The following is a 13,263-nucleotide window of genomic DNA, read 5'->3' on the forward strand; positions in this document are numbered from 1 at the left end:
GGTCAGGAGCCGATCTGTCCAAGCAGGCTGTCGGTGGTTTCGGTGCGGCAATAGCCCCTGAAGGCGTTGAGCGCCGCGACATGGCGCTCCTGCGTATCGGTGGCGCAGCCATCGCTGACGCAGATCATGTGGAAGCCTCGATCGGCACCGTCGCGGATGGTGTGGTCGACGCATTGGTCGGTAAGAAAGCCGGTGACGATGATGGTGTCGAGCCCGATATTGCGCACCAGATATTCGAAATTGGTCGAGTTGAAGAGGCTGGACGAGGTCTTGGGGATGACCATCTCGTCGCCGGCCGGGGCGAGTTCGTCGATCACCCTGGCGTCATGCGAACCTCTGGCGATGAAGAAGTTCGACAGCTTGTAGTCGAGGCTGCGGTCGCGGCCGTCCTGCGTGAAATTCTCCATCACCGTATAGATCACCTCGATGCCGTACCGGCGGCAGGCCGCCGCCAGCCTTTGCAGGTTCGGGATGACGGTTTCGCGCGCCTGCCGGTAGAAGGTCGGCCGGGGCTGGCGGCTGGGTTCGTCCATCACCCAGTTCTGGGCGTCGATGATCAGCAGGCCGGTGCGTTCGGGCACGATCGGCCGGGCGCGCGAGGTGTAGATGTCGCGCGGGCGCGGTGCGTTCATGCCAGGGAACCTCCGAAGATGCGGCGCACGAAACGCGGCTCGCCGGAACCCAGCAAACCGTTCGGGCGGAAGAAGAGAACGAGGAGCAGGCCGAGCGCCACGATGACCTGGCTGAGGCCGTAGAGGCCGAGCCTTTCCTCCAGCGGGCGCACGGCTTCCGACAGCCCGGTCAGCGCGACGGCGGCGACGATCGAGCCGGTGATGCTGCCGGTGCCGCCGATCACCACCATGGCGACGAGGTTGAATGCCAGCACAACAGAGTAGGATCTGGGCGTCACCACGGTGATCAGGTGGACCATCAGGCCGCCGGCGACGGCGGCGAAGAAAGCGCCCAGCACAAAGGCCAGCATGCGGATGCGATAGGTGCTGACGCCGGCGCTTTCGGCCGCCAGCGCATTTTCGCGCGTGGCCATCATCGCCCGGCCCAGCGAGGAGAATTTCAGGCGCAGCGCCGTATAGACGACCAGGACGGCGAAGCCGAAGCACCACCAGATGCCGGTCAGCCTCGGAATGCCGTTGAGGCCCGAGCCGCCCCTTGTCAGGCCGGTCCAGTTGGTCGCCAGCCCCTGCACGATGACGATCAGGCCGAGCGTCGCCACGGCCAGATAGTGCCCTTTCAGGCGCAGCACCGGCAGGCCGACGAGGAAGGCGACGACCGCGCCGATCATGCCGGCCACCGCCAGTGCCGGCAGCAGCGGAAGCTGGGTCGTCATCAGGAAGGATGGCAGGTCCGGCAGCATGAAGTCCTTGCGCCCGGGCGGGAAGGTCAGGATCGCCGAGGCATAGGCGCCGATGGTCATGAAGGCCGGGTGACCGAGCGAGAACAGGCCGGCCAGCCCGTTGCCGATGTTGAGCGAAACGGCCAGCGCCACATTGATGAGCATGATGGCGAGCAGCGTCACCAGATAGGGGCTGAGCGCCATCTGTGCGCCATACACCAGAGCCGCCCCGGCACCAAGGATGGCGATGCCGGCGAGCGGACCTGTGAAACCACGGTCCACCGCCATGTCAGGCTCTTTCTTCGACATGGCGCACGAACAGTCCCGATGGCTTGAGAAGCAGGATGACAATCAGCAGCGTGAACACGAACACGTCGCGATAGCCCGCGAATTGAGGCGGCAGCAGGCCGACGAACAGCACTTCGGCCAGCCCCAGCAGATAGCCGCCCAGCATGGCGCCGCCGATCGAGCCCACGCCGCCGATGACGCAGGCGATGAAGGCCTTCAGCCCCGGCGCGAAGCCGAGCAGCGGATCGATCTGGCCGAACTTGCCGCCCCACAGCAGGCCCGCCGCCGCGGCGAGAGCCGAGCCGATGGCGAAGGCGGTCAGGATCGTGCGGTTGACGGCGATGCCCATCAGCCGCGCCGCCGCCAGATTGTCGGCGGTTGCGCGCATGGCGGTGCCAAGCCGCGTGCGATAGACGATGACGAGCAGCAGCGCGATCAGCACCACCGTAAGGCCAATGATGGTGAGATCGGTGAGCGAGGCGCTGACCGTGCCGATCTGCACGCGCTGGCGCATGAAGGCGGGGAACAGGAAGTTGCGCGGCTGGCCCGACAGGATCATCAGGCCGGTGTTCTGGATGACGATCGAAACCGCCAGCGTGGCGATGAAGCCCGTGACCTGCTGGGCGCCGCGCATGGGACGAAATACAGTCGCCTCGATGGTCATGCCGGCCAGCGCGCCGACCAGCAGCACGAACATCAGGATCAGGGGCCATGGCACCCCGTAGCCGACGAGGGCGAGCGTGGTGAAAGCGCCGATCATCACCAGATCGCCATGGGCGAAATTGATCAGCCGCACGATGCCGTAGATCATCGAGAAACCGATGGCCACCAGCGCGTAGAGGCTGCCCAGCGCCAGCCCGTTGATGATCTGCTGGAAGACATACTGGCTCATTGCGCCATCCCCAGATAGGCCCGCCGCACGCGGTCGTTGCCGGCGAGTTCCGGTCCGGTCCCCGACAAGGTGATGACGCCGTTTTCCAGCACATAGGCCCGGTCGGCGATGTCGAGCGCCATGGCGGCGTTCTGCTCGACCAGCAGGATCGTCGTGCCCTGTTGCTTCAGGGTGGCGATCACATCGAAGATGCGCTCGATCATCTGCGGAGCCAGTCCGAGCGAGGGCTCATCAAGCAGCAGGAGCCGGGGTTGCGCCAGGAGCGCACGGCCGATGGCCAGCATCATCTGTTCGCCTCCCGACAGGGTGCCGCCGGCCGCGCTCGCGCGCTCTTTCAGGATCGGGAACAGGTCGTGGACACGCTCCAGCGTCCGGCGCACCTCGTTGCGGTCGGTCCGCAGATAAGCGCCCATGGCAAGGTTTTCCGCCACGCTGAGCGACTGGAAGATCTGCCGCCCCTCCGGCGATTGCACCAGCCCTTCGCCGACGATCCGCTCGGGCGCCGCGCGGGTGAGATCGACGGGCCCCGAGGTTCCCCTGAAGACAGCGGTTCCCGACCGTGGCCGCAGCAGCCCCGAAAGCGTCTGCAAGGTGGTCGACTTGCCGGCCCCGTTGGCGCCGATCAGCGCCGCCATCTCGCCCTCGCGCACGTCGAGCGAGATGCCCTTGAGCACGTGGGTGGCGCCGCGAAACACATGCAGGTCATGCACTTCAAGCATTTGCACCGCCATTTCGCCTCGTGCCGAGATAGGCTTCGATGACGCCGGGATCGTTCTGCACTTCCGTCGGGGTTCCATCCGCCACCAGCCTGCCGCGATTGAGCACCTGAATGCGCTGGCACAGACCCATGACCAGGCGCATGTCGTGCTCGACGACCATCACGGCGGTGCCAAGCTGCCGGTTGATCCCGCGTATCAGGGCGACCAGCGTTTCGGTCTCCGACGGGTTGAGGCCGGCGGCAGGCTCGTCGAGCAGCAGCGCGGCCGGCTCGCTGGCGAGCGCGCGCGCGATCTCGACCCGACGCTGGTCGCCATAGGAAAGATCGCCGGCGCGCTGTCCCGTCAGATGGGTAAGCCCGGTCAGCTCCGATATCTCCATTGCCCGCTTTTCGATCACGCGCTCCGCACGGCGGAAGGCCGGTAATTGAAACAAGGTGGGGAACAAGGAAGCGCCATAGCGCATATGCGCGCCGCACATGATGTTTTCCAGGACGGAAAGGTCGCTGAACAGGCGGATGTTCTGGAACGTGCGGGCGACGCCGCGGCGCGCCAGAACGTTGGGCGCCTTTCCCGTAAGATCCTCGCCAGCAATGCGTATGCGCCCGGAGGTCGGGCGGATGATGCCGGTCAACAGGTTGAACGCCGTGGTCTTACCGGCTCCATTGGGGCCGATCAGGCCGACGAGTTCGTCCTTGCGCAATACCAGCGAATAATCCTCGACCGCCACCAGCCCGCCGAAGCGGCGGGACAGGTTGTCCGCAGTGATGACTTCCGGCGCCGACACGCTCGCTATCGTTCCCCGTTTGCGACCGGAGCAAGCGTATTCGTGAATAGGCGTTTGCGTCAACCAAAAGATACAAGTAGAAGGAGAATAGCGATTTTGTACAATTTCGTACATCGGAGGACATTCATGTCGCTTCAGCCTTCCGCCGTCTCGCCGTACCGTCTTCTGGGCGCGGACGAGCCGCATCCGCTGGAGGTGTTCAACCCGCAGGGCGGATCGGATTTCTTCCTGATCTGCGAGCATGCCGGACGTCTCCTTCCGGCCAGCCTCGGCACGCTGGGGCTCGACGAGGCGGACCGTTCACGGCATATCGCGTGGGACATCGGCGCCCGCGACATCGCCATGGAGCTTGCCGCGCTGCTGGACGCGCCGCTCTATATGCAACGCTATTCGCGACTGGTTTGCGACTGCAATCGCCAGCCCACCGTAGCGTCATTCATTCCCGGTATCAGCGAGACCACCGTCATTCCGGGCAACGCGAACCTGTCTCCCGGGGAAATCGGGGCGCGGGTTGAGGAGATATTCCAGCCGTTCCACGATGCGGTCACCCAGGCGCTCGATGCTCGCGATGCTGCGGGACGCAGGACGATACTGGCCACGGTGCATTCCTTCACGCCGGTCTACAAGGGCGTTTCCCGCCCATGGCAGATCGGCGTGCTGTTCAACCGGGATACGGTGCTATCGCCGCAGATCGTTCGTTACCTTCAGGCCAACACCGATTACGAGGTGGGTGTGAACCAGCCTTATGCGGTGGGCGATGACACAGATTATGCCATTCCCGTCCATGGTGAGAAACGCGGCTATCCGTGTGTCGAGTTCGAGATCCGCAACGACCTGACGACAGGCAGGCAGGCCGTGGCGGACTGGGCCAGATTGCTTGCGGCCAGTCTGCGAGATGCTGCGCAGCTGGTTGCCGTTTGAGCCTTTGGCCCGATGGTGGAGAAAAGCCTTCTGCGGCGCATGAAAAGCGCCGGAAGCATTGTCATCGAGCCACCACGCACATGCAGTCGCCTGTCTTGATCAGGCCAGGAAAATGCCGTGCCGCAAGCAGCCCGGACATCTTGGCGCGGATTTCCTGAGGCGGGCCGCCGGTGCGACCGATGGAATGGATGCGGGCGATGACCATGCCTTCGTGCACATCCTCGCCAAGGTCCGCCATCGTCTCGAACATGCCGTCTTCCTCGGCGAAGATGAAGCAATCGCCGGAGGGCATGTCGAGCCAGCGGGTTGGCGTCTTCTCGACCGCACCATCCAGAATGCCGGCATGGCGCAGCACGTTGGCGATGCCGCGCCTTGCGATGCGCACGGTTTCGGCACGCGCCGTGCCGCCGCCGCCAAGCTCGGTGGTGATGAAGACCTTGCCCATTTCCTCCGCCGCCGTGTCGTACATGCCCACGGCATCGATCTCGCGCATCTTCATGGAGTAAGGGGCTGAAAAGGCTTCCACCGCCGCGAAGGCTTTCGCTTCCTGCGCCTTGTCCGGCAGTATGTGGGCCGCGCAATAGGGCAGGAAATCGAGCGTGCGGCCACCGGAATGGAAATCGAAGACGAGGTCGGCGCGCGGCAGCAGTTCGCGCTGGAAATAGTCGGCGATCTTTTCCGTCACCGTCCCGTCCGGCCTGCCCGGAAACGAGCGGTTCATGTTGCCCTTGTCGATGGGCGAGGTGCGCGTTCCGGCCCGGAAGGCGGGATAATTCATGGCCGGCACGATGATGACCGTGCCGGAAACCTGGCCCGGCTCCAGCGTGCGCGCCAGCTCGTAGAGCGCCAGCGGCCCCTCATATTCGTCGCCATGATTGGCCCCGGTCAGCAACGCCGTCGGGCCTTCACCGTTCCTGACCACACAGATCGGGATCATCACCGAGCCCCAGGCGGAATCGTCGCGGCTGTAGGGCAGGCGCAGGAAACCGTGCTGCACCCCGTCGCGGTCGAAATCGACGGTTGGGGAAATGGGGGAAGGCTTCGGCATGTCCTAGTCCTTCACCACCAGCTTGCGCGGCACATTGGCGAGGCATTCGACGCCGGTCTCGGTGATCAGGATGGATTCGGTGATTTCCAGCCCCATGTCCTGAAGCCACAGGCCGGTCATGAAATGGAAGGTCATGCCGGGTTTCAGTTCAGTGCGGTCGCCGGGGCGCAGGCTCATCGTGCGCTCGCCCCAGTCCGGCGGGTAGGAAAGCCCGATCGGATAGCCGGTGCGGTTGTCCTTGACGATGCCGTATTTCTTCAGCACCGCGAAGAAGGCATTGGCGATGTCCTCGCAGGCATTTCCGGGCCTTGCCGCCGCCAGCCCGGCCTCCATGCCCTCCAGCGTCGCCTTCTCGGCATCGAGGAACGCCTGCGTCGGCCGGCCGAGGAAGACCGTGCGGGAAAGCGGGCAGTGGTAGCGGTGATAGCAGCCGGCGATCTCGAAGAAGGTGCCCTCGCCCGCCTTCATCGGCCTGTCGTCCCAGGTGAGATGCGGTGCGGAAGCGTCGGCGCCGGACGGCAGCAGCGGCACGATGGCAGGGTAGTCGCCCCCGAAGCGTCCATCGGGACCGTCCACTCCGCGAATACCGGCATCGTAGATCTCGGCCACCAGATCGCATTTGCGCATGCCCACCCCGACCTTGTCGAAGATGCGCTCGTGCATGGCCTCCACGATGCGGGCGGCCTTCTTCATATAGCCGATCTCGGTCGGGCTCTTGACCGCCCGCTGCCAGTTCACCAGCGCCGTCGCATCCTCGAAGCGCGCATTGGGCAGGTGCTGTTGCAGCGAGGCAAAAGCCTTGGCCGAGAACCAGTAATTGTCCATCTCGACGCCGATGCGCTTCGCCCCCCACCCACTGTCGGCGAGAATGCCGGCCAGATAATCCATCGGGTGGCGCTCGGTGGACTGCACATAGTGATCGGGATAGCCGATGATGTTCTGTGGGCTGAGGTAGGCCGTACGCCTTGCCCCGTTGGCGTCCTGCCCGCGCCCGAACCAGATCGGCTCGCCCTGCGGCGGCACGATGACGGCCTGATGCACATAGAACGACCAGCCGTCATAGCCGGTCAGCCAGGCCATGTTTGAAGGATCGGAGCAGATCAGGAGATCGATGCCTTTCGCCTCCATGGCCCGGCGCGTCTTGTCCAGACGCACGGCATATTCCTGTTCGCTGAATTTCAGGTTGGGCTGCATTCTCGACGTTCCTCGTTAGGGCCTTGCGGCCGGCATCAGCTTTCCAGAAGGGTCCCCGCCCCGGCTGTCCGGGCGCGGTCGCGCGCCAGCGTGGCGATAGCCGTGTCCTGCACGCCGGTGCCGGTGAGATCGGCCAGCGTGATGTCGGAGGCAGCGCGGCGGCCGGGCCTGAGGCCGGCGACGATCTGGCCGAGTTCCGTGACCGCGGCATCGGCGGCTACCAGCCCGGCATCGATGGCATGGTGCAACTCGCCCAGCCGGCGCGTCTGCACGGCGCTGTCGGCGACATAAAGATCCGCCATGCGGATGATCGCCGGCGCGATCTCGTTCTTGTGTTCCGCATCCGAGCCCATGGCGGTGATATGCTGGCCGGCGCAGACGAAGCCGGCATGGATGAGCGGTTCGGTCGCGGGCGTCGTGGTCACGATCACGTCGGCAGCGGCGGCGGCGCTTGCCGCGTCCGGCTCGGCGCGCACCTCGATGCCGAGATGTTCGCGCAATTCGCCGGCGGTTCGTTCGGCACTGGCCGGGTCGCGGGCCCATATGCGCGCCTGCGTGATCGGACGCACCAGCTTCAGCGCTTCCAGTTGCAGCTTCGCCTGCATGCCGGCGCCAAAGATGGCGGCGACGGATGCATCCTCGCGCGCCAGATGTTTGGCCGCGACGGCACCCGCAGCGGCGGTGCGGATGTCGGTGAGATAGCCATTGTCGAGCAGCAGCGCTTCGGTCAGCCCGGTTTTGGCCGAAAGCAGAACCATCAGCCCGTTGGTGCTGGGCAGGCCGAGCTTCGGATTGTCGAAGAAACCGGGGCTGATCTTGATGGCGAAGCCGTCGATGCCCGGCACATAGGCGGTCTTGACGTCGACCTCGCCGCGATGTTCGGGAATGTCGAGCCGCAGGATCGGCGGCATGGCCACCTTCTGCGTGGCGAGCGCACGGAATGCGTTCTCGACGCAGGCCACGGCGTCGAGATCGAGCTTCACGATCTGCCGCAGTTCGGCTTCGGTGAGGATGGTCATCGACCTCATGCCACGCGCTCCGCTTCCGCTGACCCGCACAGGATGTTTCGATGCAGGCCCATGTCGATGTTGCGGCCGGACAGGATGAGGACGGTCGGTCCGAACGGCTCCACCTCACCAGCCAGCAGTGCCGCGATTCCGACCGCGCCTGCGCCCTCCACGATCTCGCGTTCCTGCTCATAGGCATGGACGATGCCGGCGGCGATCTCGGCTTCGGACAGCAGCACCACATCGTCGAGAAGATCGCGGCACATGGCGAAGGTCAGCCGGTTGTCGAGCCCGACGCCGCCGCCGAGCGAATCCGCCAGTGTCGGCATCTCCTCCACCTGCACCGGCCGGCCGGCATCGAGGCTGGCCTTCATCGCCGCTCCGCGCTCCATGGAAATGCCGATGATTTTTGCCGACGGCTTCAGGCCCTTGACCGCCGCGGCCACGCCCGCCGCCAGCCCGCCGCCGGACAGCGGCACCAGCACCGTGGCGACATCCGGCACGCCTTCCACGATTTCCAGCCCGAGCGTGCCCTGTCCCGCGATGATGGCGGGATCGTCGAAGGGCGGCACCACCGCCAGCCCCTCCTGCGCCACCAGCCGGTCCACTTCGATCTGGGCGTCGTCCTGACTGTTGCCGACGATGCGGATTTCCGCGCCGAGCCGGCGGATTTCCTCCACCTTGTTGGCCGGCACCAGTCTCGACATGCAGATCACGGCGCGTATGCCTTCCAGCCGCGCGGCATGGGCCAGCGCCCTGCCATGATTGCCGGTGGAGGCGGCCACCACGCCGCGCGCCTTTTCCTGCCGGCTCAATGAGGCGACCGCATTGGACGCGCCGCGCAGCTTGAAGCTGCCGGTGGTCTGGCGCTGCTCCAGCTTGAGATGCACGGGCACGCCGAACCGTTCGCTCAGCGATGGGGAGGAAACCGTCGGTGTCGGCACGATGCGGTCGGCGATGCGTCGGCGCGCGGCTTCGATGTCATGGAGAGAGACTGTCTGCATGGCGATCAATCACGGGCAAGCGGCAGGGTCATCAGCCGCCCCCATTGCGGGCGCGGTTCGGCATCGCCGCACAGGCGCAGGCAGTTCCACGCCGTCGCCTGATTGGACGTCACCACCGGACGACCGATGGCCGCCTCGATCTCGGCGGCGACGCCAGCCGAACGCAGCGCCGTGCAGGAAATGAACAGCGCCTCCGCATCGTCGGCTGTCGCCTCGCGCGCCAGGTCGACCAGTGCGGAGGGCTTTATGCGTGCCATCTCCCGGTCGTCGTCCAGACCGAGGCAGGCGAAGCTTGCCAGTTCGAACCCGTGCCGGCGGAAATAGTCGGCCATCGGCCGACCGGTCTCCGCCACATAGGGGGTGAGCACGCTGATGCGGCGTGCTCCCAGCGCCTTCAGGCCGCGCATGGCGGCCATGGTGGGCGTCACCACCGGCACGCCGGGCTTGGCCCGCGAGATCGCCGCCTCGATCTCGTTGTCGCCGATCACCACCGAGGCCGAGGTGCAGGAATAGCAGATGGCATCGAGCGGCTCGCCGGGCAGGATGAGGGAGGCTCCTTCGGTCAGCGCCGGCTGCATGCGGCGCAGGTTCTGCGGCGTGGTCGGATTGGCATAGGCAATGCGCGCCACATAGACGCCGATGCGGTCGCTCGCCACCATGCGGCGGAAATCCGGCTCGGTCGTGTGGTCCGTGGCCAGTATGATGAGGCCGACGCGCCTTTCCAGCGGGCGCGCATCGAGCGGCGGGCGCTTGCCGTGGAGTCGGATAGCGACGGGAGCATCCATGGCCTATTCCCCCACTCGCCCGAAACGCCGTTCCAGCCAGCGCAGCAGCACCACCGAAAACAGGCTGATGACGAGGAAGAACGCGCCCACCAGCGTCATCGGCTCGATATAGCGATAGTAGCTGTTGGCGACGCTCTTGGCCTGGTTCATCAGTTCCAGCACGGTGATGGCCGACAGCAGCGGCGTTTCCTTGAACATGGCGATGAAATAGTTGGCCAGCGCCGGGATCATCGGCGGGATGGCCTGCGGCAGGATGATGTGCATCCATGTCTGGCGCGCATCGAGGTTGCAGGCTTTGGCCGCTTCCCACTGCCCGCGTGGCACATTGTCGATACCGGCCCGGTAAACCTCGGCCGTATAGGTGCCATAGTGCAGGCCGAGCCCGATGACACCGGCCAGCAGCGGCGGCAGAAGGATGCCGAAATCGGGCAGGATGTAGAAAATGAAATAGAGCTGCACCAGAAGCGGCGTGCCGCGGATGAACTCGGCGAAGAAGCCGACCGGCCGCGACACCAGCCGGTTGGAGGACCGGCGCAGCAGCGCGATAGCAAGACCGACCACCGCCGCCAGCGCCGAGCCGAGGATGGTGGCGAGAATGGTGATCTTCACCCCCTCGATGAGGGTGGGCATGATCTCGCGGACGAAGTTCCAGTCCCATTCCATTATCGGGCCCACTCCATCACACACGCACCCCGTCGATGCCGCGCGCCAGCCGGCGCTCGAGGCTGCGCACGCCCCAGGAGATGACCAGCGCCAGCGCGAAATAGCCGATCAGGATGGTGCTGAACGGCACCAGCGTGTTGCCGGTCTGGGCGCGCACCACCTGCGCCTGGAAGGTGAGGTCGGCCAGCGAGATCAGCGACACGATCGAGGTCGCCTTCAGGAGCTCGATGGCGTTGTTGCCGAAGGTCGGCAGCATGAGAAGGAAAGCCTGCGGCAGGATGACATGGCGCATGCCCTGCCAGCGGCCGAGGTTGAGCGCCACGCAGGCCTCATATTGCTCCTTGCCGATGGATTGCACCGCACCGCGCACCACCTCGGCCCCGTAGGCGCCGACATTGAGCCCGAGCGCCAGCACACCCGCCTGCAAGGGCGTCAGCTCGATGCCGAGGAACGGCAGCACGAAATAGGCCCAGAACAGCTGCACGAAGATCGAGGTGCCGCGGAAGAACTCGATATAGGCGGTGGCCAGCGCCCTGACGGCGAAGAAGCGCGACAGCCGGCCAAGCCCCGCCACAAAGGCCATGAAGAGCGCCAGCGCCGATCCCATCAGCGTCAGTTCGATGGTGACCAGCGCGCCTTGCAGCATCAGGCCGACATATCCGGACCAGTCGATCATGGAGCCCTGTCGAGTTCGATTTCCGAATATCCTCTCACCCGCCCTTTGCCCTGCTCGGGCCGAGGGCGGATGAGGGGTCAGGATTTACTGGGCAGCGCACTGCTTCTCGCGGGTCGTCGAGATCGCCGCGGCGGCCGAGAAGCCATAGGGCTCGATGATCTTCGCGAAGTCACCGGACTCCTTCATCTTCGCCAGTTCGACGTCGAAGGCATCGCGCAGCGCGGTATCCTTCTTGTTGAAGGCCGCGCCGTCGCAATAGACGGGCGCGCCCTCGACCGGCGCGATGACCTCGAGGTTCGGATCGTTCGCCTTCTGGACCAGATCGTTGATCGACAGCACCGGCAGCGAATAGGCGTCGATGCGGCCGTCCTGCACCATCTTGAGCCCGCTCTGTCCGTCCGGCACCACGATCACGCGGTCGCGCGGCACGCCGGCGTTGAGCGCCAGCTTCTCCTCGGTGCCGCCGCCCGGCGCGCCGATCCTGGCGGACGGATCCCTGGCGACGTCCTCATAGCTCTTGAAGCCCTTGGGGTTGCCCTTCTTCACCAGCATCGCCTCGGCATCGCACAGCACCGGCTCCGAATAGGCGACCGCCGCGCAGCGCTCCGGCTTCATGAACAGGCCGGCGGTGACGACATCGAAGCGGCCCGCCTGAAGGCCGGGGATCATCGCCCCGTATTCGGAGATGGAGGCGACCACGTCATCCACGCCGAGGCGCTTGAACACCTCGCGCGCCACATCGGGCGCGGCGCCCGACACCTTGCCGTCTGCCGCGACAGCCGTATAGGGCGGCTCGTTGGCGATGGCGAGGCGGGCGAAACCCTGCTCCTTCAACTGCTCCAGCTTGGCGTCGTCGGCTTTCGCGGTGGCGGAGACGGCCAGAACGGCAGCGAAGGCCAGCCCGGCGGCGCCTGCAAGAATTCCCATTTTCCTCATTGTTCCCGGTTCCTCTTCTGTTTTCTGTCTTGCGGTTTCTGCGGCATTCGGCGCGGCAAGCCGCTCCGTGCGGTCAGACCCGGTTTCAAACCCGATGTCCGGCCGCGATGATCTTCTTCAGGAAGCTTTGCGTGCGTTCCTGCTTCGGATTGCGGAAGATCTCCTCAGGCCTGCCCTCTTCCACGATGCGGCCGCGGTCGAAGAACAGCACGCGGTCGGCGAAGTCATGGGCGAAACCCATTTCGTGGGTGACCAGAAGCATGGTCATGTCGGTCTCGTCGGCCAGCCGTCGCATGACGTTCAGCACCTCTTCGACCAGTTCCGGATCGAGCGCCGAGGTGACCTCGTCGAACAGCATGATCCTGGGCGACAGTGCCAGCGCCCGCGCAATCGCCACGCGCTGCTTCTGGCCGCCGGAAAGCTGCGCGGGCATCGCCCTGGCCTTGTCGGCCATGCCGACCATGTCGAGCAGTTCCATGGCGCGCTTCTGTGCCTGCGCCTTCGGCACGCCCTTGGTCAGCATCGGCGCCAGCGTCACGTTGTCGAGCACGCATTTGTGCGGAAACAGGTTGAAGAGCTGGAACACCATGCCGATCTTCTGGCGCATCCTGGCCAGATGCCGCTCGTCGGCCGGCACCAGCTTGCCCCCGCGCTCCATGTGGTAAAGCTGCTCCCCCTCGACCTCGATATGGCCGCCGTCGATGCGTTCCAGCGTCATGAGGATGCGCAGGATCGTGGTCTTGCCCGAACCCGAGGGGCCGATCAGCGCCAGCTTCTCGCCGGGCATGACCTGCATCGACAAGCCGTCCAGCACCTTGAAGGCACCGAAGCTCTTGGAGATTGAATCGATCCTGACGATGGGTTCGGCCAATGTCTTCCCCGCTCAAGAGGATGTTCCGGCCTTTACGATGCGGACGACTTCAAATCATGTCAATTGCCAAAATAATATCATGACAATATTTGCGGGATCGTCATTTTCCGAGCGGAAACCTGCG

The 13,263-nt window shown here is 65.2% G+C and carries 15 protein-coding genes; 1 reads left to right on the forward strand and 14 read right to left on the reverse strand.

Features of this window, described 5'->3' with window-relative positions:
• Window positions 1-2 precede the first annotated feature (2 nt).
• Genes DES43_RS07310 through DES43_RS07330 form a run of 5 tightly spaced genes read right to left on the reverse strand, consistent with a single transcriptional unit; the run spans window position 3 to window position 4,034 of the window.
• Window positions 3-632: a cysteine hydrolase family protein gene (locus tag DES43_RS07310; RefSeq protein WP_035026942.1), complete on the reverse strand. Its 630-nt coding sequence runs from the start codon at window positions 630-632 to the stop codon at window positions 3-5.
• Window positions 629-1,639 carry a branched-chain amino acid ABC transporter permease gene (locus tag DES43_RS07315; protein WP_051520573.1) on the reverse strand — a complete coding sequence of 337 codons (1,011 nt, stop codon included), beginning with the start codon at window positions 1,637-1,639 and terminating at the stop codon, window positions 629-631. The genes DES43_RS07310 and DES43_RS07315 overlap by 4 nt, the downstream gene beginning before the upstream one ends.
• Before the next feature lies 1 nt (window position 1,640).
• Entirely contained in the window at window positions 1,641-2,531 is an 891-nt protein-coding gene (locus DES43_RS07320; RefSeq protein ID WP_035026940.1) for a branched-chain amino acid ABC transporter permease, read from the reverse strand.
• Complete coding sequence (locus tag DES43_RS07325) at window positions 2,528-3,250, reverse strand: ABC transporter ATP-binding protein (RefSeq protein WP_035026939.1); 723 nt, start codon at window positions 3,248-3,250, stop codon at window positions 2,528-2,530. The genes DES43_RS07320 and DES43_RS07325 overlap by 4 nt, the downstream gene beginning before the upstream one ends.
• On the reverse strand, window positions 3,243-4,034 hold the full coding sequence (locus tag DES43_RS07330; RefSeq protein WP_245264709.1) for an ABC transporter ATP-binding protein: 792 nt from the start codon (window positions 4,032-4,034) through the stop codon (window positions 3,243-3,245). The genes DES43_RS07325 and DES43_RS07330 overlap by 8 nt, the downstream gene beginning before the upstream one ends.
• Window positions 4,035-4,160: 126 nt before the next feature.
• On the opposite strand from DES43_RS07330, the gene DES43_RS07335 reads away from it, so the two are divergent.
• Window positions 4,161-4,955, forward strand: coding sequence for an N-formylglutamate amidohydrolase (locus tag DES43_RS07335; protein ID WP_051520572.1), 795 nt, complete (start codon window positions 4,161-4,163; stop codon window positions 4,953-4,955).
• A 61-nt stretch (window positions 4,956-5,016) separates the two neighbouring features.
• On the opposite strand, the gene doeB is transcribed toward DES43_RS07335, so the two are convergent.
• The 9 genes from doeB to ehuA form a co-directional block, all read right to left on the reverse strand.
• The gene (gene doeB / locus DES43_RS07340; RefSeq protein ID WP_035026937.1) at window positions 5,017-6,003 is read right to left on the reverse strand and encodes a N(2)-acetyl-L-2,4-diaminobutanoate deacetylase DoeB; all 987 of its coding nucleotides are present in this window, start codon (window positions 6,001-6,003) and stop codon (window positions 5,017-5,019) included.
• A 3-nt stretch (window positions 6,004-6,006) separates the two neighbouring features.
• Window positions 6,007-7,197, reverse strand: a complete 1,191-nt coding sequence (gene doeA / locus DES43_RS07345) for an ectoine hydrolase DoeA (RefSeq protein WP_035026936.1) — start codon at window positions 7,195-7,197, stop codon at window positions 6,007-6,009.
• Between the two features lie 35 nt (window positions 7,198-7,232).
• Window positions 7,233-8,225 carry an ectoine utilization protein EutC gene (eutC, locus tag DES43_RS07350; protein ID WP_035026935.1) on the reverse strand — a complete coding sequence of 331 codons (993 nt, stop codon included), beginning with the start codon at window positions 8,223-8,225 and terminating at the stop codon, window positions 7,233-7,235.
• Window positions 8,222-9,208, reverse strand: a complete 987-nt coding sequence (gene eutB / locus DES43_RS07355; protein ID WP_035027078.1) for a hydroxyectoine utilization dehydratase EutB — start codon at window positions 9,206-9,208, stop codon at window positions 8,222-8,224. Before eutB ends, eutC begins: the two co-directional genes overlap by 4 nt.
• Before the next feature lie 5 nt (window positions 9,209-9,213).
• Window positions 9,214-9,993, reverse strand: coding sequence for an ectoine utilization protein EutA (eutA, locus tag DES43_RS07360; protein WP_035026933.1), 780 nt, complete (start codon window positions 9,991-9,993; stop codon window positions 9,214-9,216).
• A gap of 3 nt (window positions 9,994-9,996) precedes the next feature.
• A complete protein-coding gene (ehuD, locus tag DES43_RS07365; protein ID WP_035026931.1) occupies window positions 9,997-10,656 on the reverse strand; it encodes an ectoine/hydroxyectoine ABC transporter permease subunit EhuD in 660 nt (219 codons plus the stop codon).
• A gap of 16 nt (window positions 10,657-10,672) precedes the next feature.
• Window positions 10,673-11,332: an ectoine/hydroxyectoine ABC transporter permease subunit EhuC gene (ehuC, locus tag DES43_RS07370; RefSeq protein ID WP_035026930.1), complete on the reverse strand. Its 660-nt coding sequence runs from the start codon at window positions 11,330-11,332 to the stop codon at window positions 10,673-10,675.
• Between the two features lie 84 nt (window positions 11,333-11,416).
• Window positions 11,417-12,268 carry an ectoine/hydroxyectoine ABC transporter substrate-binding protein EhuB gene (ehuB, locus tag DES43_RS07375; protein ID WP_035026928.1) on the reverse strand — a complete coding sequence of 284 codons (852 nt, stop codon included), beginning with the start codon at window positions 12,266-12,268 and terminating at the stop codon, window positions 11,417-11,419.
• Window positions 12,269-12,353: 85 nt separating this feature from the next.
• The gene (gene ehuA / locus DES43_RS07380; RefSeq protein WP_035026927.1) at window positions 12,354-13,139 is read right to left on the reverse strand and encodes an ectoine/hydroxyectoine ABC transporter ATP-binding protein EhuA; all 786 of its coding nucleotides are present in this window, start codon (window positions 13,137-13,139) and stop codon (window positions 12,354-12,356) included.
• Between the last annotated feature and the right edge of the window lie 124 nt (window positions 13,140-13,263).

The organism is Aquamicrobium defluvii (assembly GCF_004363725.1).
GTDB classification, from domain to species: domain Bacteria; phylum Pseudomonadota; class Alphaproteobacteria; order Rhizobiales; family Rhizobiaceae; genus Mesorhizobium; species Mesorhizobium defluvii.